This window comes from Microbacterium sp. S308A+, assembly GCF_049800815.1.
In the GTDB taxonomy this organism is placed as follows: Bacteria; Actinomycetota; Actinomycetes; order Actinomycetales; family Microbacteriaceae; genus Microbacterium.
The window spans coordinates 314,649-336,975 of the sequence record NZ_JBNAFT010000001.1 but is presented as its reverse complement, the minus strand read 5'-3'; the positions used below and the strand labels follow the sequence as shown (position 1 = coordinate 336,975).

Sequence of the window (22,327 nt, the reverse complement as noted above, 5' to 3'; positions counted from 1 at the left end):
AGATCATCCTACGCGCGCGATGCGAGGCCGGGACCGTCGCCACCGTTCAGGCCTGAGCCGTCGTGACCGCACGCTCCCGAGCCGCGAGGACCCGCTTGTCATGCTCGGCGATCGGCTTCTCGTTCTCGCGGAACAGCGAGTAGAGCGGAGCAGCGACGAACAGCGTGGAGTAGGTGGCGACAAGGATGCCCACGAAGATCGACAACGAGATGTCGGTCAGCGTCGCCGCCCCCAGCCAGAAAGCGCCGATGAAGAGGATCGCGCCGACCGGAAGCGCCGCGACGATCGAGGTGTTGATCGACCGCACGAGCGTCTGGTTCACCGCGAGGTTCACCGATTCCCCGAACGTCCTCGACGAATGCTCGCCCTCTTCTGTCGTGTTCTCCCTGATCTTGTCGAACACGACGGTGGTGTCGTAGAGCGAATACGCGAGGATGGTGAGGAAGCCGATCACCGCCGCCGGCGAGATCTCGAACCCGGCCAGCGCATACACGCCTATGGTGATCACGAGCACGTCGAGCAGACCGAGGATCGCGGCTGCCGACATCTTCCAGGTGCGGAAGTAGAACGCGAGGATGAGGAAGGTCAGCGCAAGGAAGATCGCCAGGCCCCACAGGGATTGGCGGGTGACGCTCTCTCCCCAGCTGGGACCGATGTAGGACGGGCTGATGGCCTCGGCCTCGACGCCATATGCCTCGGCGAGGGCGGCGGCGACCTCCCGGGTCTCCGTGTCCGTCATCTGGTCGGTCTGCACGCGGATGTCCCGGCCTCCGACGGTGGTGACCTTGGTCGCTGCGCCAGGGACGACCGATCGCACCGCCTCGCCGGCGAGGCCCTGGTCCGTGCTCGCGGGACTCTCGACCGTGAACTGCGATCCGCCCGTGAACTCGATCGAGAACTGGATCGGCCGGAAGAGCGGCACGAGTGCCGAGCCGATGACGAGAAGGATGGCGATGACGAACCACAGTCGCCGTCTGCCCACGAACGGGAAGGAGGTCTTCCCCGAGTAGAGGTCGTTGCCGAACTGGTTCATGGAACGCATCAGGCGTCGCCTCCCGTTCCGGTCTCGCCGGATCTGTCGTTCGTCGTGGCTTCGGCGCGCTTGCGCTCCGCGATGGTCTGACGCCGTTCCGCCTCGCCTCGCGAACGGCTCGCGCGCGCAGCCTTCCCCGTGGTCCCCGCCGCGACGCTCCGATACTGCGTGCGAGTGCGGTAGACCGCGCCGAGCGACTCGGGATCCATTCCCGACAGCCGGTGACCCTCCCCGAAGAACCGTGTACGGGCGAGCAACTGCATGACGGGGTGTGTGAAGATCACGAAGATGAACACGTCGATCAGCGTCGTGAGACCGAGCGTGAACGCGAAGCCCTTCACCGTCGCGTCGGCGAGGATATACAGCACCACGGCGGCGAGCACGTTGATCGACTTGGAGATGTAGATCGTGCGCTTGGCCCGCGCCCAACCGTCCTCCACCGCGCCGGTGATGGACTTGCCGTCGCGCAGCTCGTCCCTGATCCGCTCGAAGTAGACGATGAACGAGTCGGCGGTGAAGCCGATAGAGACGATGAGGCCCGCGACCCCGGCGAGCGAGAGACGGAAGCCCATGCGCCAGGCGAGGATGCAGACGATCACATAGGTCAGCACCGCCATCACGCCGATCGAGGCGATGATGACGAAGCCGAGCGCTCGATAGCTGAACAGCGAGTAGATGGCCACGAGCGCCAGGCCGATGAGCCCCGTGATGAGGCCGATCTGGAGCTGTTGCGATCCGAGGGTCGCCGACACGGTGTCGGAGCTCTCCACCGTGAAGCTCAGCGGAAGGGCTCCGTAACGAAGCTGGTCGGCGAGGCTCTTGGAGCTCTCTTGGGTGAAGCTCCCGCTGATGCTGGGCTTGCCGTTGAGGATGATGCCGTTCATCGCTGGCGCCGAGATCACCGAGCCGTCCAGCACGAAGGCGAACTGGTCCCACGGGCTGAGCCCCTGGCCCTTGTAGGCGTAGAGGCGCTTGCTGACGTCGCCGAAGGCCTTGGTCCCCTTGTCGTCGAACGACAGGTTGACCGTCCACTGGCCCGAGTCCTGCTCCCGGCCGTTCGTCGCGTCCGTGATGGAGTTTCCGTCGAGCTCGACCGGTCCCAGGAGGTATTTGACCTGGCCGGATGGATCGCAGGCGATCAGCGGCTGGTCGGCCGGCGCGCCGGCCGGGTCTTTCCGCGCCGTGGCGCAGTCATAGGAGAGGAGCTCGGCCTGCAGCCTCGGGGTGATCCACGACAGGTCGCTGCCGTCCGTCGGCGTGGCGGTGGGCGTCGCGGGCAGCGAGGGGTCGGGAGTCGGATAAGGCGTCTCTTTGCCGTCCTCTCCGACGAAGCTCGTCGCCGGGTTCGTCGCGGCGAGGACCGCTCGCAGCTCGAGCTTCGCGCTCTTCTCGATACGGTTCCGTGTCTCGTCGTCGACCTTGCCGGGGATCTGGACGACGATGTTGCGCCCGCCCTCGGTGGTGATGTCTGCCTCGCCGACGCCGGAGGCGTCCACGCGCTGACTGATGATCAACCGGGCCTGGTCCAGCTGGTCCTGCGCGGGGTCCTTCCCGTCGGGCGTCTGCGCGCTGAGGATGATCTGCGTGCCGCCCTGAAGGTCCAGCGCCAGCTCCGGCGTCCAAGAGCTCTTCTGGAAGACGTACACGCCGAGGGCGTTGACGCCGAAGAGGACGCCGGTCACGACCAGCAGACCGATGAGAACCCGCCAGGCGTGCTTGACGGGAGAGGATGAAGCCACGAAGGATCAGAGCTTTCTGTCGGGGACCAGCGTGTTACTTGCTGCCGTCGCCGTCGCGCTCGAGGCGCGCACGGGTCTCCTCGGCCGTCTCGATGGTGACGTCGGGCGCGTCCGCCTTCGGTGCGGCCGGAAGATCGCGCTCGTCGAGAGGCGTCACCGTGTCGTCGAGCGGAGCGGGCGCCTGGTCCGCGGGTGCCTCGTCGGTGACGATGCGCAGGATCGCCTGCGAGTGCACCTCGATGACGACGCCGGGAGCGATCTCGACACGGGCCGGCTGATCGAGGTTCTCCGCGTCGAAGTCGACGATCGTGCCGTAGAGGCCGCCCTGGAGGAGCACGCGAGCGCCCGGGACGGTCTGCTTCGCCTTCTCCTCCTGCTCCTGCTTCATGCGCTGCGTGCGACGGCGCGTGCTGAAGATCATGAAGACCAGCAGGATGGCGAGGACGAAGAAGAGACCGTACTGAGAGATGAAGGTGCCGAATTCCATACCGGGCTGTGCCTTTCGATGACGGGCGCGCACCGAGAGAGCGGCGACACGAGGAGGGGAAGTTCTCAGTGATTATAGGTCATCGAACAATGCCGCACCCTCGGGATGAGAGATCCCGAGATGAGCGTACGCCACGGGCATCGCGATCCGCCCTCTCGGGGTACGCCCCATGAACCCGATCCGCACGAGATAGGGCTCCACCACGCTCTCGACGGTATCCGGCTCCTCGCCGACCGACACGGCCAGGGTGCTGAGACCCACCGGCCCCCCGCGGAAGCGCCGCACCAGGGCATCCAGAACGGCCCGGTCGAGACGGTCCAGTCCCAGAGGGTCGACGTCGTAGAGCTCCAGCGCCGCCCGGACGTCTGCGATCGACGCGGAGGCGCCGGCCCCATGCACGAGGGCATAGTCCCGCACTCGCCGGAGAAGGCGGTTCGCGATGCGCGGCGTGCCCCGGGAACGCCGCGCGATCTCCTCCCGTGCCGCGGAAGGCACGTCGACCCCCAACACGACCGACGAGCGGGCCACGACCTCTTCCAGTTCGCCAGGCTCGTAGTACTCCAGGTGTGCGGTGAAACCGAAGCGGTCCCGAAGCGGGTTCGGCAGCAGACCGGATCGGGTCGTCGCCCCGACGAGCGTGAACGGAGCGAGCTCCAGCGGGATGCTCGTGGCGCCAGCGCCCTTTCCGACCATGATGTCGATCCGGAAGTCCTCCATCGCGAGGTAGAGCATCTCCTCGGCCGATCGTGCCATCCGGTGGATCTCATCGATGAAGAGCACTTCTCCTGGAGTCAGGCTCGACAGCAGGGCGGCGAGGTCGCCGGCATGCTGGATCGCCGGCCCGCTGGAGAGACGCAGAGGGCGACCGCTCTCATGCGCGACGATCATCGCGAGGGTGGTCTTGCCCAGTCCTGGTGGTCCGGAGAGCAGGATGTGGTCGGCGGGGCGCTCCTGGATACGCGCTGCCTCGAGCAGCAGCTTCATCTGCCCTCTGACCTTGTGCTGCCCGACGAACTCGTCGAGGCTCGCCGGCCGCAGTGCGCCCTCGAGCGCGCGCTCCGCCTCGTCCAGCGCTTCGCCGGAGTCAGGGACCTCAGCCACGACCGCTCCCCTTCGCCGCCTGCCCTGACGGCTGTGCCGGACCGAGCGTTGCGAGCGTGCGACGCAGCAGGAGTGCGACCGAGGCGCGTTCGGTCTCGCTCGCCTCAGCGGCGCTACGCTCGGCGGCCTCGGCCGCGATCTTCTCGGACCAGCCGAGTCCGACCAATGCCTCGATCAGCTGCCGGGCAATCGCGGTGGGAAGATCCGTCGCGACCGGGGCGACGGCGGGCCGCTGGAGCTTGCCCGCGAGCTGCACGACGATGAGCTTGGCCGTCTTCGGTCCGATGCCCGACACTCGCCGGAACGGGGCGTCGTCGTCGGCGGCCACCGCGGCGGCGATCTGATCCACCGAGAGGTGGGACAGCACGCCGAGCGCGGACTTGGGGCCCACGCCGGTCACGCTGAGGAGATGCCCGAAGACCTCGAGCTCCTCCGAAGCGGCGAACCCGAAGAGCGAGAGCGCGTCCTCGCGCACGATCAGCGAGGTGTGCAGGCGCAGCTCCTCCCCTCGGCGCGCTGTATGCGCGACATCGCCGGGTACCGCCACGGAGAAGCCCACACCGCCCACTTCGATCACGACGGAATCGACGCTCGTCGCGAGCACGATGCCGCGGAGGGAGGAGATCATGCCTCCACCCTAGGCGCGGGCTCGTATGTATGTTCGAGCGACACGCTCGGCGTCGGCCCATGCCTTCTGAGCCGGAGTCAGCGCACCGTTCTCCGCGGTGACGGCGTCCCCTCGCCAGGCGTGACAGAGGGCCACGGCGAGGGCGTCCGCCGCGTCCGGCGGCTGGGGCGGCTCCTCCAGGCGCAGGATGCGCGCGATCATGGCCTGCACCTGACGCTTGTCCGCCGACCCGTAGCCGGTGACCGCGGCCTTGACTTCGCTCGGCGTATGGGTCGCGGTCGGAAGACCGGCCTCGGCGGCCACGAGCAGCGCGACGCCGCTCGCCTGGGCGGTGCCCATGACCGTCTGCCGGTTCTGCTGCGCGAACACGCGCTCGACGGCCACGGCGTCTGGCGCGTGCATCGTGATCACCCCACGAATGCCGGCCGCGACGGCAGCGAGCCTCTCTCCTACCGGGGCGTCGACCGGGGTCCTGATGACCTCCACGTGCACGAGCGTGCCGCGACGAGCCGCATCCACGTCCACGACCCCTACGCCGCACCGGGTCAGCCCGGGATCGATCCCGAGGACACGACGGCTGGCGAGGTGCTTCACCCTCTCAGGCTATGCGTGCTGAAGACAGGGAGGCCGCCGAACCGCCGAGCGGGCCGGAACGGCGCTGCCTCCTTCCCGCAAGAGGGCTGCGGCTTGCTCAGTCGTCGTTCTCGAGCTCGGCCTGCACCTCGGCGGAGAGGTCGAAGTTCGCATACACGTTCTGCACGTCGTCGCTGTCTTCGAGCGCGTCGATCAGACGGAAGACCTTGCGCGCGGTCTCGGCGTCCACATCGACCTTGAGGTTCGGGACGAACTCGACGTCGGCGGACTCGTAGTCGATGCCTGCCTCCTGCAACGCGCTGCGGACGGTGACCAGGTCGGTGGCCTCGGTGACGACCTCGAAGCCCTCGGCGTGGGGCTCGACCTCCTCGGCGCCCGCCTCGAGGACCGCCATCATCACGTCGTCCTCGGTCGTGCCCTCGGCGCCGACGACGATCACGCCCTTGCGCGTGAAGTTGTACGCGACGCTGCCAGGGTCAGCGAGCGTTCCGCCGTTCCGGCTGAGTGCGGTGCGCACCTCGGCCGCCGCTCGATTCTTGTTGTCGGTGAGGCACTCGATGAGCAGCGCCACCCCGTTCGGGCCGTAGCCCTCGTACATGATCGAGGTGTACTCGACCGACTCGCCGCCGATGCCGGCTCCGCGCTTGATCGCACGGTCGATGTTGTCCTTCGGGACCGAGGTCTTCTTCGCCTTGAGGACGGCGTCGAAGAGCGTCGGGTTGCCCTGCAGGTCGGGGCCGCCGAGCTTCGCCGCGACCTCGATGTTCTTGATGAGCTTGGCCCACGACTTCGCACGACGCGCGTCGATGACGGCCTTCTTGTGCTTCGTGGTCGCCCATTTGGAGTGCCCGGACATATGTCTCCGCTCGTGTCTCTCGCCCCCGCTGCCGAGAGGGCGTCGTCCATTCTACGACCCGCCTCCTCTGCTCCCTCTCACACACGAGCACGAGCGAGCTCCAGAAGCCGCTCGTGCAGACGGACCTCGCCGTTCATCTCCGGATGGAAGGAGGTGCCGAGAAGACTGCCCTGTGCGACACCGACCACGCCGCCTCCGGGCAGAGTCGCGATCGCCTTCGCTCTGTCGCCGACGCGGGTGATGAGCGGCGCGCGGATGAATGTCGCCTCGACCTCCCCCTCGATCCCCTCCACCACGAGCCGGGTCTCGAAGGACTCCACTTGCCCGCCGAACGCGTTGCGGGCCACGGTCACGTCGATCCCGCCGAACGTCCGCTGCCCCGTGATCGCGCCCTCGACCTCATCGGCGAGCAGGATGAGCCCGGCACAGGTGCCGTAGACCGGCAGGCCTGTCGCGATCGCCGCCCGGATCGGCTCCCGGAGCCCGAAGATCCGGGACAGCTTGTCGATCACGCTCGATTCCCCACCGGGCAGCACCAGCGCATCGAGTCCCGCCAGCTGTTCCGGCCGTCGCACCGGGATAGCCTCCGCGCCGAGCGCCGTCAGCACCCCTGCGTGCTCGCGGACGTCCCCCTGCAGCGCCAGCACACCGACGCGGAGGTGCGACCTCACCAGCCGCGCTCCGCCAACCGGTGCGGCGCGGGGAGGTCCGCGACGTTGATGCCGACCATCGCCTCGCCGAGCCCCCGGGAGACCTGCGCGATCACGCCCGGGTCGTCGTAGGCCGCCGTCGCCTTCACGATCGCTGCCGCACGGGCGACAGGGTCGCCCGACTTGAAGATCCCGGAGCCGACGAAAACGCCGTCCGCGCCGAGCTGCATCATCATGGCGGCGTCGGCGGGCGTCGCCACTCCCCCGGCGACGAACATCACGACCGGCAATGCGCCACGTTCGGCGACCTCGGCGACGAGCTCGAACGGCGCTTGCAGCTCCTTGGCCGCGACGTAGAGCTCGTCCTTCGACAGCGATCCCAGCCGAGCGATCTCGCCGCGGATCGTACGGATGTGCCCCATGGCCTCAGACACGTCACCGGTTCCGGCCTCGCCCTTGGAACGGATCATCGCGGCGCCTTCCGTGATACGACGCAGCGCCTCGCCGAGGTTCGTGGCCCCGCAGACGAACGGCACGGTGAAGCCCCACTTGTCGATGTGGTTCACATAGTCGGCCGGCGACAGCACCTCGGACTCGTCGATGTAGTCGACGCCGAGCTCTTGCAGCACCTGCGCCTCGACGAAGTGCCCGATCCGCGCTTTGGCCATCACCGGGATCGACACCGCATCGATGATGCCGTCGATCATGTCCGGATCGCTCATCCGCGAGACACCGCCCTGCGCCCGGATGTCCGCAGGGACCCGTTCGAGCGCCATGACAGCGACCGCGCCGGCGTCCTCCGCGATCCTCGCCTGCTCCGGGGTGACGACGTCCATGATCACACCACCCTTGAGCATCTCCGCAAGACCACGCTTCACTCGACCGGTACCCGTCTCGTTATTTGTCATAGGCCAAATGATATCCTGACTCAGGCGTATCCGGACAAAGTCCCTCCTCTCTCCGCGTCGCGATCCGCTGGTCGTCTCCGAGGTGCGAGGATCGAGGGATGAAGATCCTCTCGATCCAGTCCGCCGTCGCCTACGGCCATGTCGGCAATTCTGCGGCGGTCTTCCCCCTGCAGCGCATCGGCGTCGAGGTCCTGCCCGTCTACACGGTGAACTTCTCGAACCACACCGGCTACGGCGCATGGCGCGGCCCGATGATCGACCCCGCGGATGTGCGTGAGGTGCTGACCGGCGTCGAGGAACGCGGCGTCTTCGGGCAGATCGACGCAGTGCTCTCGGGGTATCAGGGCGGCGAGGGCATCGCCGAGGTCATCATCGACGCCGTCGCCCGGGTGAAGGCCGCGAACCCCGCGGCGATGTACGCGTGCGATCCAGTGATGGGCAACGCGAAGTCCGGATGCTTCGTCGCCCCCGCGATCCCCGACCTCCTGCGCGACAGGGTGGTGCCGGTCGCAGACATCATCACCCCGAACCAGTTCGAGCTCGGCTACCTCACGGGCACGACCCCTGACACGTTGGAGAGCACCCTGGCCTCGGCGGACGCCGCCAGAGCGATGGGACCGCGCACCGTGCTCGTCACGAGCGTCGAGCGTCCTGACCGCGAGGAGGGGACGCTCGAGATGCTCGCCGTCGATGACGCCGGCGCATGGCTCGTCGCCACACCGCATCTGCCGATGAAGGCGAACGGCTCGGGAGACGTCACCGCAGCTCTGTTCTCGGCCCACTACGTGAGCGCCCGCGACGCCAAGAGCGCACTGGAGCTGACGGTTTCGAGCGTCTTCGAACTGCTGAAGAACACGCTCGAATCGGGAGAGCGCGAGCTCCGGCTCGTGGAGTCCCAGGACGCCTACGCGAACCCGCCGCTGCAGTTCACCGCGCGCAAGGTGCGCTGAACGCGCCGCTCGCCCTCCGGCCTCCGGCCTCCGAGGGCGATCAGCGAGGCCAAGCCTGAGCGAGCGTCGAGCGGACCTCTCCCAGAAGCTGCGGCAGCGCCTTGGTCTTGGCGATGATGGGGAAGAAGTTCGCGTCAGAACGCCAGCGCGGCACGATGTGCTGGTGCAGATGGGCGTCCACCCCTGCTCCGGCGACGGCACCCTGGTTCATCCCGATGTTGAAGCCGTCGCAGCGTGAGACCTCGCCGAGGACCCGCATCGCCGTCTGCGTCAGCGCGCCGATCTCGGCCACCTCCTCCGCCGTCGCCTGATCATAGGTGGCGATGTGTCGGTACGGGCAGACGAGGATGTGGCCGGAGTTGTAGGGGAAGAGGTTGAGCAGCACATAGGCGGTCTCGCCACGCGCGACGATCAGCCGATCCGCATCGTCGTGCTTCGGCGCCTCACAGAACGGGCACTCCTCGCGAAGCGGCTCCGGGCCGGCCTGGATGTAAGCCATCCGATGCGGGGTCCACAGCCGCTGGAACTCGTCCGGAACCCCGGCGAGCGTCGCCGCCTCCTCCTCCAGGGAACCGGGGCCCGGGACCTCGGCGCCCTGTTCCCCCGTCGTCACGCCAGGTCCCCGGACGTCTGCACGAGGGCGTGAGAGGAGATCGCCCGACGGACACGTTCCACGGCGTCCATGAGCGGGACGCCGTTCTCCTGCGACCCGTCGCGGAAGCGGAAGGACACGGTTCCGGCCGCACGGTCCTGCTCCCCCGCGATGAGGATGAGCGGCACCTTGCCCGTCGTGTGGGTGCGGATCTTCTTCTGCATCCGATCGTCGGAGTGGTCGACCTCGGCGCGCACCCCGACGGCGCGGAACGCGGCGACCGCGTCGTCGAGGTACTCGGCATACTCCTCGGCGACGGGCACGCCCACGACCTGCACGGGAGACAGCCACAGCGGGAAGTCGCCGGCATAGTGCTCGAGCAGGATCGCGAAGAAGCGCTCGATCGACCCGAACAGCGCGCGGTGGATCATGATGGGACGCTTCTTCTGGCCGTCCCGGTCGGTGAACTCGAGTCCGAAACGCTCGGGGAGGTTCGGGTCGACCTGGACCGTCGACAGCTGCCAGACACGACCGATCGCGTCGGTGGTCTTGAGGTCGATCTTGGGGCCGTAGAAGGCGGCCTCACCCGGGACCTCGGTGAGCTTCAGCCCGCTGGCCAGGGCTACCTGTCGCAGGGCATCGGTCGAAGACTCCCAGAACTCCTCGGAGCCGATCCACTTGTCCTTCTCGTCGTCGCGCATCGACAGCTCGAGCTCGAAATCGGTCAGGCCGAAGTCCCGCAGCATCGTGATGATGAACTCCAGGACCTTCCCCACCTCCTCCTGCAGACGGTCCGGGGCGACGAAGAGGTGGGAGTCGTCCTGGGTGAAACCACGAACGCGCGTGAGCCCGTGCAAGGCGCCGGAGAGCTCGTAGCGGTAGACCGTCCCGTTCTCGGCGAGACGGAGCGGGAGGTCCCGGTAGCTGCGCGCGCGCTCCTTGTAGATGAGGATGTGCATCGGGCAGTTCATCGGCTTGAGGTAGTAGTCGACCCCCTTCCGGGTGACGTTTCCCTCCTCGTCCCGCTCCTCGTCCATCCGCATCGGCGGGAACATGTCGTCCTTGTAGTTGACGAGGTGGTTCGACTGCCAGAACAGGTCTTCCTTCGAGATGTGCGGCGTGTACACGTAGGTGTAGCCGCCCTCGATGTGCCGACGGCGCGCGTGCTGCTCCATCTCGCCGCGGACGATCCCTCCGCGCGGGTGCCACACCGACATGCCCGAGCCCAGCTCGTCCGGGAAGGAGAACAGGTCAAGCTCCTTGCCCAGGCGCCGGTGGTCGCGCTTCGCCGCCTCCTCCAGCCGCTGCTGGTAGGCGCGAAGCTCGTCCTTCGTCGGCCACGCGGTGCCGTAGATGCGCTGCAGCTGGGGGTTCTTCTCGCTCCCGCGCCAGTACGCACCGGCGATGCGTGTGAGATCCCAGCCGTTGCCGATCATGCGGGTGCTCGGAAGATGCGGACCTCGGCAGAGGTCCTTCCACACCACCTCGCCGTCACGGGTCACGTTGTCGTAGATCGTCAGCTCCCCCTCGCCGACCTCGACCGAGGCGCCCTCTGCCGCCTCCTTGCCTCCCTTGAGGCCGATGAGCTCGAGCTTGAACGGCTCGTCGCGGAGCTCTTCGCGCGCCTCGTCATCCGTCACGACGCGGCGGACGAACCGCTGCCCTTCGCGAACGATCCGCTGCATCTCCTTGGAGATCGCCTTGACGTCGTCCGGGGTGAAGGGCGTCTCGACGCCGAAGTCGTAGTAGAAGCCGTCGACGATGGGCGGGCCGATGCCCAAGTTCGCCTGAGGCTTGATCCTTTGCACCGCCTGGGCGAGGACGTGAGCTGCCGAATGCCGCAGGATGTTCAGTCCGTCCGGGCTCTCGATCGTGACCGCCTCGACCTCGTCGCCGTCTGCGACCGTCGTCGCGAGGTCCTTCAGCACCCCGTTGACACGCATGGCGACGACGGAACGATCGGGGAACAGGGCGAAGCCGTCGCGAGTACTCGACGAGTCGATTTCAGGCACAGAAACTCTCCATCCGGGGTCGCCTCTAGGCTACTCGCATGAGCACGACCTCTCTGACCGGACGGGAGCACCGCCTGCGGCGCATGGTGGGACGCGATCCGCACGAGCCCCATCGCGCCGCGAGCCCGCTGGAGCTCCTCTACGACCTCACCCTCGTGGTGGCCTTCAGCCAGGCCGGCACCCAGATGGCGCACCTGCTGTCAGTCGGCCACTACGGGCCCGCGATCGGCGCCTTCGCCTTCGCGATGTTCGCGATCTGCTGGGCCTGGATCAACTTCAGCTGGCTCGCCTCGGCGTTCGACAACGACGACGTCTTCTTCCGGATCGCGACGATGGTCCAGATGATGGGCGTGCTGATCATGGCACTGGGGATGCCGGCGCTCTTCACCTCGATCGAGGAAGGCGCCCATATCGACAATGCCGTGGTCGTCGCCGGCTACGTGGTGATGCGCCTGTCAACGATCGCGCTCTGGCTGCGCGTCGCTCACGACAACCCGGCGCATCGGACGACGGCACGCCTCTACGCGCTGCTGATCGCGATCGCGCAGGTCTACTGGGTCGTCCTCATCTTCATCAACCCTCCGATCCCGGTGATGGTGGGCCTGAGCGCGATCGCCGCGATCTTCGAGATGCTCGTGCCGGTGATCGCGGAGCGCGTCGGCGGCAACACGCCCTGGCATCCGCACCATATCGCCGAGCGATACAGCCTGCTGATCATCATCACGCTGGGAGAAGTGGTGCTGGGCACCATCATCGCGATCTCCGCGGTCGTCGAGGAGCAGGGGTGGAGCTGGGAAGCCGGCGCGGTCGCGTTCGGCGGGACGGCGCTCGCGTTCGCGCTCTGGTGGCTGTACTTCACCATGCCGTCCGCCGAGGTGCTGTCCGCCCACCGAGAGCGGGGATTCCTCTGGGGATACGGCCACATCTTCCTCTTCGCCTCGGTCGCCGCCGCCGGTGCGGGGCTCCACGTGGCGGCCTACTCGATCGAGGGCGCTGCCACGATCGACCACACCGCGGCGCTTCTCACACTGGTGATCCCGGTGGGGATCTTCCTCACCGCCTTGTTCCTCCTCTACGGGATGCTGCTCCGTCAGGTCGACACGTTGCACATCGGCCTTGCCGTCGGAGCGATCATCGCGCTCGTCGCCGCGGTCGCGCTCGTCGCCGCAGGAACGGACATCGCGATCGGCATCATCGTGGTCGTGCTCGCCCCCGTGATCGTCATAGTCGGCTACGAGACGGTAGGGCACCGTCATCAGGCCGATCACCTGGCGAAGGCGGTCGCCCCGTCGAAGGTCACCGACTGACTCGCCTGGCACCCCCTCGCCTGACTGCGTGTGAGGGGGTGCCACCCATCCGGAACGCCGCTCCTTCGCCTGCCGGAGGCCGACGAGATAGCGCCTGCTCGGCGGGTGGGCACAGAGGTTGATGGCCGCTCGAGCGCGTCCTGATACTGCTCTTCAAGAGCTCCCGAATCGCGGAGCAAAGCGGCGCGTGTCGCGTGGTACGGCTGGAAGGTCGCCAGTGCCGGGTCCTCGTCGATGAGCGTGTAGAGCACTGTGAGGCCGGCTGCCGGTGTGTCGGCTTGTCCGATCGCCGCTGCGCGGGCAACGGCGGCTCCTCTGCTGGGAGTGACCAGCACGAGTACGTCGTAGAGCTGGACGATCGTGTCCCACAGCGTGCGCCCGTCGCGTGCCCGAGAGGCGTGTGCGCTCTGAATGACCGCTTGTAGCTCGTAGGGCCCTGGCCTTCGCGGAGCGTCGCCGTTCATGCCGTCGCGGAGGATCGTCTCGGCCGTGCGCATGAGGTGGTGATCCCAGAGCTTCGGGTCTTGCTCGTCGAGCGGAACGAGCGCGCCGTCTTTGAGTCGCGCGCTGCCACGGGAGTGCAGGTAGAGCAGGAGCGCTGCGAGTCCGCGCACTTCATGGTTGTCCGGCATTGCGGCCAGAAGTAGCTAGCTGGCGTGGATCGCGTGTTCGATCAAGAGGTCGACAGCACCATCCGGAGGTATCCGCAGCCACTCCACGGAGTAGGCGGCGTAGATCGCGTCGAGCACGGCCGCGATCCGTTCGGAGGGGATGCCTTCGGGGATCTCGAATGAGACACGATTGGCGCGCAGCTTCTGTTTGGCACGGACGAGCCGCTTCGCGAGTGTCGCAGTGGGCAGCGCGAAAGCCGTCGCGATGTCGGCCGTCTGCACGCCGAGCGCAACCTGGAGGATCAAGGGCGCATGAACTCCGCGGTCGAGTGCCGGCAACCTCTGCGCGGAGTGGTCGCTCTCGCGCCTCTACGCGGATGCCTAGTTCGACCGGTGCATCAGAAAGCCAGGGTCGCGCTGTTTCTCGGCTTCGTATATTGCAAGGATGAGGTCATGACGAACACGTCCGATGAGACCACGTCCCAATCCACACGCGCCGATGGTCGAGGCATCGGCGCGCTGCTATGCGGGGGCTTCGGCACGATCGCGGCGGGCATCGGGCTCTGGTGGCTCGGGATGTCCGGGCTCGTATGGAGCGACGGACGGTTCTGGGCGTCGTCGTCGTGGGATGACGAGGCCGACCTGGGGATCGCGGTGGGCGTGCTCTTCTTCGTCGTCTGGGCCGTACTCATGCTGGTCGCGATCATCCTCAGCGTCGTCGGCGCGCGCAGAGCTGAGGGTCAGGAGCGGCGATCGCAGCTCATCACGGCCGCGGTCGTGCCGCTGGTCAGCATCGTCCTGATCCTCGTCGCCATGCCCATCGTGCTCGGCCAGGGCGGGGCTCAGCTGATCCCGCTGGACGAGATAGGACGGTGAGTGCGCTGCGGAACCGTCGAGCGGACGACGAGGGGAACCTCCACCGCGGTGAGCGACGAGAGTCTGCTGATTGGTACGCTGCCCTGTCGCGGTCGAAACGAGCGAGATTCCGCGCCCAGAACGGCTGCGATGGCCCTTGCGTGCCGAGAAGCGGTCCCACATGGGCCCCACGGCGAGCCACTTTCGCACCTTCAGACGCACGAAAACCCCTGATGATCAGGGGTTTTCTGAAGTGCGCGATACTGGGATCGAACCAGTGACCTCTTCCGTGTCAGGGAAGCGCGCTACCGCTGCGCCAATCGCGCCCGTCTGGGCTATTCAGTTGTGCAGAGAGGTGGCGACGGGATTCGAACCCGTGTAAACGGCTTTGCAGGCCGGTGCCTAGCCTCTCGGCCACGCCACCGCGAGGTGGATTCGAACCCACATGCCGAGATTCCCGAAGGAATCCCTGCACTCGAGCGGATGACGAGACTCGAACTCGCGACCCTCACCTTGGCAAGGTGATGCGCTACCAACTGCGCTACATCCGCGTTCGTCCCCGGCGTCCCGGGCACTTGAAATACATTAGCCGAGGTTGAGCGCTTCGCCAAACCGATCCCCGTCGTCGGGCGTGTCTCCGCTTCCGTCGCACGGCACGCCCGGGACACCGACGTGTCGGACGCTCGCTGCGGATCGGGTATGCTCGTTACCTGTGCCGCAGGGGCACGACAGAAACACCCTGAGGGCGATTGGCGCAGTTGGTAGCGCGCTTCCTTCACACGGAAGAGGTCATCGGTTCGAGTCCGGTATCGCCCACCACATCTGCTGCGCACCGCCACTCCACATGTCGCGCCGTCACCGCTCGGCACGAATGGAACGCGGGCGCGCCATGACCACGATCCCGGCAGCAAGGACGCCCAGGGCGAGCGCCGCCGCCACGAGCGCACCCGCCGCCGTCCACCGGTGGGCAGCGGCACCGATGACCGCGCCTGCCGCCAGAGCACTCCACAGCAAGAGCGGCCGGCGCCAGGCACGACGGTCACGGCCGGTGACCAGCGCAGCGATGGCGAGTCCGAGACTGACCAGGGTGCCGGTGGCGTAAGTGATCGCGACCCGCGCCCGTCCCTCGGCAAGATAGAGCGTGTTGAGCGAGCCCATCGCGAGTGCGAGCAGCGCGAACCGCCACGGCGCACCGGTCTCCGCGAGTCCGAGGGTGGCGCTCACGGCGACCGCCACCGCTGCCGCTCCCACGACGAAGCCTCGGCGCCGCCCCTCCGCGCCGGCGACCAGCGCTCCACCCGTCACGCCGAGCACGAAGCTCCCGACCAGCGCGAGCGGCAGCAGGGCGGCGACCGCCTCGCCTCCCCACAGCTCGACGCCGACCTGGGTCGAGTTGCCGCTCATGAAGGAGACGAAGAGCCCACCGGTCTCGATGAAGCCGAGGGCGTCCACGTACCCGGCGACGAGGCTGAGTGCGACCGAGAGCGCTACTCCACGTCGTGAGACCTCTCTCATCGTGCTCCTCTCCGCCCCGTGCCCCCTCCCGGCCGGCCCGTTCCCTGAGCCCATCAGAGGGCACCAGTCACCCGACCGGCCTTCGCGTTCTCAGCTCCGGAGCGCGACCTGGAGCGTCTGCCGGCCGATCTCCAGTTCCTCGTTCGTGGGCACGACCAGCACGGTCGCCCGGGAGGAGTCGGTGGAGATGATCCGAGTCCCCCGAGCACCCGACTCGTTCCGTTCCGGATCGATCTCGATGCCCGCGAACCCTAGCGTCGCCAGCGTCTCACGACGCACGAGCACATTGTTCTCACCGACGCCCGCCGTGAAGGAGATCACGTCGACGCCGCCGAGCTGTGCGAGATAGGCGCCGGCGTACGCCCGGAGCCGGTGGATGTACACCCCCAGCGCCAGCTCGGCGTCCGCATCGCCCTCCGCGGCACGGCGCTGCACATCGCGCATGTCCGAGGCCCCGGCGAGGCCGAGCAGGCCGCTGCGCTTGTTGAGGAGCGCGTCGAGATCGGCGACCGATAGGCCCGCCCGCCGAGCGAGCTGGAGGAGGACGGCAGGGTCGATGTCGCCGGACCGCGTTCCCATGACGAGCCCCTCGAGCGGGGTCATGCCCATCGACGTCTCCACCGAGCACCCGCCGTCGATCGCCGTCACCGAGGCGCCGTTGCCCAGATGGAAGACGATCTGCCGCAGTTCCTCGACCGGACGGTCGAGGAACGCGGCCGCTGCTTCGGAGACATACTTGTGCGAGGTGCCGTGGAAGCCGTAGCGGCGGACCCGGTGAGCGGCGGCAAGCTCCTTGTCGATCGCATAGGTGTACGCCTCCGGGGGCAGGGTCTGGTGGAACGCGGTGTCGAAGACCGCGACGTGCGGGAGGGCGGGGAACGCCTCCTTGGCCGCCCTGACGCCCTGAAGCGCCCCAGGATTGTGCAGCGGGGCCAGCACCGAGAGATCATCGATCCCCTGCTCCACCTCCGGCGTGATCGGCGTCGGCGCGAAGTACCGTGCGCCACCATGGACCACCCGGTGGCCGACAGCGAGCGGCTCGTTCCGCTCCAGCGAAGGCCCATGGGCGACGAAGGCGTCCAGCATCGCCGTGAAGCCTGCCGCGTGGTCCGGGATCGCGAGCTCTTCGACGAAGGTCTCCTCCTGATCGTCGACGGTCACCGTATGAGCAGCGAGGCCCTGAGGCTCCCCGATCCGCTCCACCAGACCGCTCGCGAGGGATCTGGCCGCCTCCACGTCAAGAAGCTGGTACTTGAATGAGGAGGATCCGCTGTTGACGATGAGGACGACGCTCACGCCTTCTCCCCCGTCACGCCGGCGTCCTGCGCCTGGATCGCGGTGATGGCGATCGTGTTCACGATGTCCTCGACCAGCGCGCCCCGGGAGAGATCGTTGATCGGCTTGTTGAGCCCCTGGAGCACCGGTCCCACAGCGATCGCGCCCGCAGAGCGCTGCACGGCCTTGTAGGTGTTGTTGCCCGTGTTGAGGTCCGGGAACACGAACACCGTCGCCCTGCCCGCGACGGTGGACTCCGGCAACTTGGCCCGCGCGACAGCGACGTCGGCGGCGGCGTCATACTGGATCGGCCCTTCGACGGCCAGCTGGCGCGCGCGCTCGCGGACGAGTGCCGTCGCGGCTCGTACTTTCTCCACCTCCGCCCCTGCCCCTGACTCACCGGTCGAGTAGGACAGCATCGCCACCCTCGGGTCTATCCCGAACTGAGCCGCCGTCTGGGCCGAGGAGATCGCGATGTCAGCGAGCTGCTCGCTCGTGGGATCAGGGATCACCGCGCAGTCTCCGTACACGAGGATCCGGTCGGCAAGGGCCATGAAGAAGACCGACGAGACGACCGAGACATCGGGCCGCGTCCTGATGATCTCGAAGGCCGGACGGATGGTATGAGCGGTGGTGTGCGCGGCGCCGGAGACCATTCCGTCGGCCATGCCGAGGTGGACAAGAAGGGTGCCGAAATAGGACACGTCGGTGACGGTGTCGGACGCCTGGTCGAGGGTGACGCCCTTGTGCGCCCGCAGCCGGGCATACTCATCGGCGAAGGGGCGGACGTAAGCAGGGTCGGTCGGCGACAGGATCCGCGCGCTGCCGAGATCGACACCGAGCTCCTGCGCACGGGCCCTGATCGCCTCCTCATCGCCGAGGACGATGAGATCGGCGATCCCGCGAGCGAGCACAGTCCCTGCGGCACGGAGCACCCTGTCGTCTTCGCCCTCGGGCAGCACGATCGTGCGCCGCTCGGTCCGCGCACGGTCGAACAGCTCGTACTGGAACATGAGCGGCGTCACGACGTCCGAGTGGGCGACGCCCAGAGCCTCGATCAGGGCCGGGACGTCGACATGCCGCTCGAACAGAGTGCGGGCCCTGTCGACTCGGTGGGGTGCGTCCGTGGAGAGGCGCCCGGGAGTGTTCATGACTCGGACGGTGGTCTCATAGGTCCCGAGATCCGTGGCGATGACGGGCAACCGAGACCGCAGTCCGTCCATGAGCCGATCGATCGGCTCCGGAATCTCGAACGGCCCGTTGAGCACGATCGCGGAGACCGAGGGGAACGTGCCGGAAGCCTGGGCGAGGAGCGAGGCCAGGAGCACGTCCGAGCGGTCGGCCGGGATCACGACGACCGCGCTCTCCAGAAGACGCGGAAGGACGTTGACCATGGACATCCCGGCGATCACGACGTCGAGCACCTCGCGATCGAGCAGTTCGTCGTCGCCGCGGATCATACGGCCTCCGAGCGCGCTGAGAACGCCTCGCACCGACGGGGCGACCAGACTTCGCTCTTCGGGCACGGCCCAGGCGGGAACCGACGAGCGCCCTGCCGCATCGAGCGCTGCCCGGACGGAGGCCACCGTCGCGGGGAGCGCATCGGGATCGGCCCGGTTGACGATCACCGCGCTGAGCTCTGCACGTTCGCCGGAGAGCTCGCCCATCGCCAGCGCGGCGAGCTGCCCGAGCTCGTCCGCCGACCGCGCGGATGTGACGCCCAGCTGCTCGCCGTGCCCGTGATGGGCGCGTCCGCCGAGCACGAGCAGCACGGGGGCGCCGAGGTTCGCCGCGATCCTGGCGTTGACCCCGAGCTCCGCCGGGCTCGCGACGTCGGTGTAGTCGCTGCCCAGGATCACCACCGCGTCGCAGCGGGATTCCATGGACCTGTAGCGCTCGACGATCCGTCCCATCGCCTCGTCCGGATCGCGGCGGAGGTCGTCATAGGTCGCCCCGACGCACTCGACTGCGTCGAGGTCGACGCCGTCCCTGGCGAGCAACATCTCCAACACATCATCGGTGCCGTCGGCGGTCCGAGTGATCGGTCGGAAGACGCCCACACGCGGTGTCGCCCGGCTGAGCGCGTCGATCACGCCCATCGCGATCAGCGACTTGCCGGAATGGCCTTCGAGGGACGTGATGAAGATGCTCTGCGCCACCCTCTCAGCGTACGTCCCCCGCGCGTCGCCGTATCTCGACGCCGGCCGGGACCTCAGCCGGCGACTCACGAGGGGAGGAAGACCGTCGCGATGAAGGCCCTCGCCTCCTCCGCGAGCTCCCGCGGCATCGTGAGGGTGAACCCGTGATGGGTGTCGAGGAAGCGCACCTGGACGTTCGCCGCGCCAGCCGAAAGCTCCTCCAGCTCGCGGCGGAGTCCCTTCGCGTATGCGGACGTCAGCGCCAGCGCCTCCCCCTCCACGCCGAGCAGCGCCTCGCAACGGTAGAGGAGGAAAGGCACAGAGACCCTGCCGAACACAGCCATCCAGTCGACGCTCTCCAGAACGTCGAGCAGTTCCAGGACGTCCTGGCCGGTCGGCTGCATGAAGGTCTCGCCGTCCGGTCCTGTCCACACCGATCGGGAGAGTCCCGCGACCTCGCCCGCAAGCGGAAGACCCACCGTCTCCCCCTGGGTGAGCTACGCGGTGAGAAGGCCGAGAAGCCGTTCCGCGGTCATCGGCGCACCGGAGTCGACCGCCTGCGCCGCAGCCGCGTCACGCATCGCCCGATGAGAGGCCACGACGGTCTCCGGCGCGACGCCGACGTACTGCTCCGGCCGCCCGTGGCCGTAGCCGTCCAGGTTGACGACAGCCGACACGCCTCCGCGCTCGACCGCATACTGTGCGCCCAGCATGCCGCCCAGGGAGTGCCCGACGAGGACGGGGGCGACCAGCCCAGTGGCGGCGATCACGCGGCCGATGTCATCCAGCACCGCATCGGAGCCCCACGTTCCCCGCCCGGAACGGCCATGGTTTCGGAGGTCCATCGCGACGACACGACGGTCGGGCAGGAGGACATCGACGAAGCGGGTCCAGTCCTCCAGGGTCCGCCCCGCCCCGGCACGAGCAAGACGTGAGGGCCGTCTCCCCCGAAGTCGCGCACACTGATCGGGCAGTCACCCTCGATCGTCAGCTCATGGAAATCGCTCATCGGCCCGCTCTCCTTCGCGGTTCGGAGGCGGCCTCCGCCACGTCCCGGATGCTGCCATCCTCCTTGTTCGACCGGCGGGCGGGGGGCCATCCGCACCACTCCGCGGCGCTGGGTCGTCCTGCGGGAGGATCGAACCCGAGGAGGCAGGCGCAGACGGACGGCGACCGCCCCGGGGCCGGGCTGCGTGGTCAGGCCGCGCGGCCCCAGCCGTAGCGACGCTGCAGCACGGCGGCGACGCGCTCATAGCGGGACCTGTCGAGCGCCGCCGCCTCACGCCGCATCCCTCTCCGATGGACGCTGTAGAGCTGGTCGATGTCGACCCACGACTCGCGGCCCTGTCCGTCCCAGGGGCCCGTGCCGATCGAGAGGTAGTCGCGGTCCTGATCGTGCGACTTGCTCGTGAGCTTCACCGCGTAGACCCGTTCCGCGCCCTGCCGGGCGATCACGAGCACCGGTCGGTCCTTCCCCCGCCCGTCGCGCTCCGCGTAGGGCACCCAGGTCCAGATGACTTCCCCCGCGTCCGGGTCGCCGTCGCGTCGCGGGCTGTACGCGAGGTCGAGACGGCCGATTGTCTGCGGGTCGACCTCGACCGTCTCGGTGCCAGGCGCCTGCTCGGAGGGGGTCTCTCGGCCCGTCGCCGCGGGAGCGGAGCGGGAACCGACGCCGGCCGATCCGCGCGCCTGAGAGCCCGCGAGAGCCCGGACGATCGCCACCGCTGCGTCGACGAGGGCGGACAGGATGCCGTTGCCAGATCTGCTCACGACGACACCCTATCCGCCCTCTGCCCCGTTCCACGGCTCGTGCCGTGAGGCTGGCTGCTCAGGAGGTCAGCGCGTAGCCTTCCTCTCCGTGCATGACGAGGTCGACTCCGGCGATCTCATCCTCGCTGGTGACCCGGAAGCCGATCGTCTTCTCGATCGCGAAGCCGATGAGCAACGCGACCACGAACGAGTAGATCAGCACGCCGCCGGACGCGAGAAGCTGCACCACGAGAAGCCGTGCGTCTCCGCCCACGAAGAGCCCCTGTCCGGTGGCGAAGAACCCGAGGTAGACGGTGCCGATGAGCCCGCCGACGAGGTGCAAGCCGACGACGTCGAGCGAGTCGTCCAAGCCGAAACGGAACTTGAGCTCGACCGCCAGGGCGCATAGGCCGCCAGCCAGGGCACCGAGCAGAAGGGCCCACGCCGGGGTGAGGTTGGCGCACGCCGGCGTGATCGCGACGAGCCCGGCGACGGCTCCGGACACCGCGCCAATCGACGTCGCCTTGCCGCCGCGGATCCGCTCCACGAGGATCCATCCGAGGATGCCCGCCGCCGCCGCGCCGAAGGTGTTGATCACGATGAGGCCCATGCCGTCCATGCCCTCCGTGGTCCACTGGGCGCCGGCGTTGAAGCCGAACCATCCGAACCACAGCAGCGCGGCGCCGAGCAGGGTGAGAGGAACGTTGTGCGGCTTCTGGATGCCCTTCTGGAACCCGATGCGCTTGCCCAGCACGATCGCCAGCGCGAGGGCCGCGGCACCGGCGTTGATGTGCACAGCCGTCCCGCCCGCGTAGTCGATCACCGCGATGCCGCTGTCCTCGCCGAAGAGGAGCGAGCCGAGATGCATGATCCAGCCGCCGCCCCATACCCAGGCGGCGATCGGGAAGTACCCCAGCGTGGCGAAAAGGCCCACGAAGATGAGCCACGGACCGAACCGCGCCCGATCGGCGATCGCACCGGAGATCAGGGCCACCGTGATGATCGCGAACGTCGCCCCATAGCCGACTGTCAGCAATGCGAGGTTCGCGCCGGTCCCCCCGGTGGCGGCGACGAGCCCGAAGTCGGCGAAGGGGTTCCCCGCGAACTGCGAGGGGTCGGAGACCGCGCTCATCGAGGATCCGTAGAGGATCCACAGCACCGCGACCAGGCCGATCGCGCCGAAGCTCATCATCATCATGCTGACGACGCTCTTTGCCTTGACGAGCCCGCCGTAGAAGAACGCCACGCCGGGAGTCATCAACAGCACGAGCGCCGTGGCCGTCACCGCCCAGGAGATGTTGCCCGTCTCTTCCATATCGTCCTCGCC

General features: G+C 68.0%; 23 protein-coding genes and 4 tRNA genes. 4 read left to right on the top strand and 23 right to left on the bottom strand.

The genetic code is table 11. The features are described 5' to 3' along the window. Window positions 1-46: 46 nt before the first annotated feature. The 9 genes from secF to pdxS form a co-directional block, all read right to left on the bottom strand. Window positions 47-1,042, bottom strand: a complete 996-nt coding sequence (secF, locus tag ACP15J_RS01570) for a protein translocase subunit SecF (RefSeq protein ID WP_424935780.1) — start codon at window positions 1,040-1,042, stop codon at window positions 47-49. Further along, window positions 1,042-2,772, bottom strand: coding sequence for a protein translocase subunit SecD (secD, locus tag ACP15J_RS01565; RefSeq protein ID WP_424935781.1), 1,731 nt, complete (start codon window positions 2,770-2,772; stop codon window positions 1,042-1,044). The genes secF and secD overlap by 1 nt, the downstream gene beginning before the upstream one ends. A gap of 34 nt (window positions 2,773-2,806) precedes the next feature. Further along, on the bottom strand, window positions 2,807-3,259 hold the full coding sequence (locus ACP15J_RS01560) for a preprotein translocase subunit YajC (RefSeq protein WP_424935782.1): 453 nt from the start codon (window positions 3,257-3,259) through the stop codon (window positions 2,807-2,809). Between the two features lie 72 nt (window positions 3,260-3,331). Then, window positions 3,332-4,360 carry a Holliday junction branch migration DNA helicase RuvB gene (gene ruvB / locus ACP15J_RS01555; protein ID WP_424935783.1) on the bottom strand — a complete coding sequence of 343 codons (1,029 nt, stop codon included), beginning with the start codon at window positions 4,358-4,360 and terminating at the stop codon, window positions 3,332-3,334. After that, the gene (ruvA, locus tag ACP15J_RS01550) at window positions 4,353-4,988 is read right to left on the bottom strand and encodes a Holliday junction branch migration protein RuvA (RefSeq protein ID WP_424935784.1); all 636 of its coding nucleotides are present in this window, start codon (window positions 4,986-4,988) and stop codon (window positions 4,353-4,355) included. Before ruvA ends, ruvB begins: the two co-directional genes overlap by 8 nt. Before the next feature lie 9 nt (window positions 4,989-4,997). Continuing rightward, complete coding sequence (gene ruvC, locus ACP15J_RS01545; RefSeq protein ID WP_424935785.1) at window positions 4,998-5,582, bottom strand: crossover junction endodeoxyribonuclease RuvC; 585 nt, start codon at window positions 5,580-5,582, stop codon at window positions 4,998-5,000. 97 nt (window positions 5,583-5,679) lie between these two features. Beyond that, window positions 5,680-6,438, bottom strand: a complete 759-nt coding sequence (locus ACP15J_RS01540) for a YebC/PmpR family DNA-binding transcriptional regulator (RefSeq protein ID WP_424935786.1) — start codon at window positions 6,436-6,438, stop codon at window positions 5,680-5,682. A 77-nt stretch (window positions 6,439-6,515) separates the two neighbouring features. After that, window positions 6,516-7,112, bottom strand: a complete 597-nt coding sequence (gene pdxT / locus ACP15J_RS01535) for a pyridoxal 5'-phosphate synthase glutaminase subunit PdxT (RefSeq protein ID WP_424980867.1) — start codon at window positions 7,110-7,112, stop codon at window positions 6,516-6,518. Then, window positions 7,106-7,996, bottom strand: a complete 891-nt coding sequence (gene pdxS, locus ACP15J_RS01530; protein ID WP_424935788.1) for a pyridoxal 5'-phosphate synthase lyase subunit PdxS — start codon at window positions 7,994-7,996, stop codon at window positions 7,106-7,108. Before pdxS ends, pdxT begins: the two co-directional genes overlap by 7 nt. A 98-nt stretch (window positions 7,997-8,094) precedes the next feature. Here pdxS and pdxY point away from each other — a divergent pair, with 98 nt between their 5' ends. Next, window positions 8,095-8,946 (top strand): pyridoxal kinase PdxY, encoded by an 852-nt coding sequence (gene pdxY, locus ACP15J_RS01525; RefSeq protein ID WP_424935789.1) that lies wholly within the window; start codon window positions 8,095-8,097, stop codon window positions 8,944-8,946. Between the two features lie 40 nt (window positions 8,947-8,986). On the opposite strand, the gene ACP15J_RS01520 is transcribed toward pdxY, so the two are convergent. Together ACP15J_RS01520 and thrS are read right to left on the bottom strand one after the other, a co-directional pair. Continuing rightward, window positions 8,987-9,514, bottom strand: a complete 528-nt coding sequence (locus tag ACP15J_RS01520; protein WP_424980866.1) for an HIT family protein — start codon at window positions 9,512-9,514, stop codon at window positions 8,987-8,989. Between the two features lie 41 nt (window positions 9,515-9,555). Next, window positions 9,556-11,481 (bottom strand): threonine--tRNA ligase, encoded by a 1,926-nt coding sequence (gene thrS, locus ACP15J_RS01515; protein WP_197220585.1) that lies wholly within the window; start codon window positions 11,479-11,481, stop codon window positions 9,556-9,558. Between the two features lie 107 nt (window positions 11,482-11,588). Between thrS and ACP15J_RS01510 the strand changes: the two genes are divergently transcribed. Beyond that, entirely contained in the window at window positions 11,589-12,857 is a 1,269-nt protein-coding gene (locus tag ACP15J_RS01510; protein WP_197220584.1) for a low temperature requirement protein A, read from the top strand. On the opposite strand, the gene ACP15J_RS01505 is transcribed toward ACP15J_RS01510, so the two are convergent. Next, a complete protein-coding gene (locus ACP15J_RS01505; protein WP_424935792.1) occupies window positions 12,815-13,489 on the bottom strand; it encodes a DUF6596 domain-containing protein in 675 nt (224 codons plus the stop codon). The genes ACP15J_RS01510 and ACP15J_RS01505 overlap by 43 nt on opposite strands. A 15-nt stretch (window positions 13,490-13,504) precedes the next feature. Continuing rightward, window positions 13,505-13,774, bottom strand: coding sequence for a hypothetical protein (locus tag ACP15J_RS01500; protein ID WP_197220582.1), 270 nt, complete (start codon window positions 13,772-13,774; stop codon window positions 13,505-13,507). A gap of 147 nt (window positions 13,775-13,921) precedes the next feature. Here ACP15J_RS01500 and ACP15J_RS01495 point away from each other — a divergent pair, with 147 nt between their 5' ends. Further along, entirely contained in the window at window positions 13,922-14,344 is a 423-nt protein-coding gene (locus ACP15J_RS01495; RefSeq protein WP_424935793.1) for a hypothetical protein, read from the top strand. 233 nt (window positions 14,345-14,577) lie between these two features. Here ACP15J_RS01495 and ACP15J_RS01490 read toward each other — a convergent pair. The 3 genes from ACP15J_RS01490 to ACP15J_RS01480 all read right to left on the bottom strand — a co-directional run bounded on the left by ACP15J_RS01490 (window position 14,578) and on the right by ACP15J_RS01480 (window position 14,874). Continuing rightward, window positions 14,578-14,649 (bottom strand) — tRNA-Val (locus ACP15J_RS01490). A gap of 27 nt (window positions 14,650-14,676) precedes the next feature. Next, window positions 14,677-14,747, bottom strand: a tRNA-Cys gene (locus tag ACP15J_RS01485). 54 nt (window positions 14,748-14,801) lie between these two features. Then, window positions 14,802-14,874 (bottom strand) — tRNA-Gly (locus ACP15J_RS01480). 192 nt (window positions 14,875-15,066) lie between these two features. Between ACP15J_RS01480 and ACP15J_RS01475 the strand changes: the two genes are divergently transcribed. Then, window positions 15,067-15,142, top strand: a tRNA-Val gene (locus ACP15J_RS01475). Window positions 15,143-15,178: 36 nt separating this feature from the next. On the opposite strand, the gene ACP15J_RS01470 is transcribed toward ACP15J_RS01475, so the two are convergent. From ACP15J_RS01470 to ACP15J_RS01440, 7 genes are all read right to left on the bottom strand, one after another. After that, window positions 15,179-15,838, bottom strand: a complete 660-nt coding sequence (locus ACP15J_RS01470) for a YoaK family protein (RefSeq protein ID WP_424935794.1) — start codon at window positions 15,836-15,838, stop codon at window positions 15,179-15,181. 90 nt (window positions 15,839-15,928) lie between these two features. Beyond that, entirely contained in the window at window positions 15,929-17,134 is a 1,206-nt protein-coding gene (locus tag ACP15J_RS01465) for an acetate/propionate family kinase (RefSeq protein WP_424935795.1), read from the bottom strand. Next, the gene (pta, locus tag ACP15J_RS01460) at window positions 17,131-19,272 is read right to left on the bottom strand and encodes a phosphate acetyltransferase (protein ID WP_424935796.1); all 2,142 of its coding nucleotides are present in this window, start codon (window positions 19,270-19,272) and stop codon (window positions 17,131-17,133) included. The genes ACP15J_RS01465 and pta overlap by 4 nt, the downstream gene beginning before the upstream one ends. A gap of 65 nt (window positions 19,273-19,337) precedes the next feature. Then, on the bottom strand, window positions 19,338-19,730 hold the full coding sequence (locus tag ACP15J_RS01455; protein WP_424935797.1) for a hypothetical protein: 393 nt from the start codon (window positions 19,728-19,730) through the stop codon (window positions 19,338-19,340). A gap of 18 nt (window positions 19,731-19,748) precedes the next feature. Then, the gene (locus tag ACP15J_RS01450; protein ID WP_424936060.1) at window positions 19,749-20,225 is read right to left on the bottom strand and encodes an alpha/beta fold hydrolase; all 477 of its coding nucleotides are present in this window, start codon (window positions 20,223-20,225) and stop codon (window positions 19,749-19,751) included. A gap of 223 nt (window positions 20,226-20,448) precedes the next feature. Next, window positions 20,449-21,021, bottom strand: a complete 573-nt coding sequence (locus tag ACP15J_RS01445; RefSeq protein WP_424935798.1) for a type II toxin-antitoxin system PemK/MazF family toxin — start codon at window positions 21,019-21,021, stop codon at window positions 20,449-20,451. Window positions 21,022-21,079: 58 nt separating this feature from the next. Further along, a complete protein-coding gene (locus tag ACP15J_RS01440) occupies window positions 21,080-22,315 on the bottom strand; it encodes an ammonium transporter (RefSeq protein ID WP_424935799.1) in 1,236 nt (411 codons plus the stop codon). Between the last annotated feature and the right edge of the window lie 12 nt (window positions 22,316-22,327).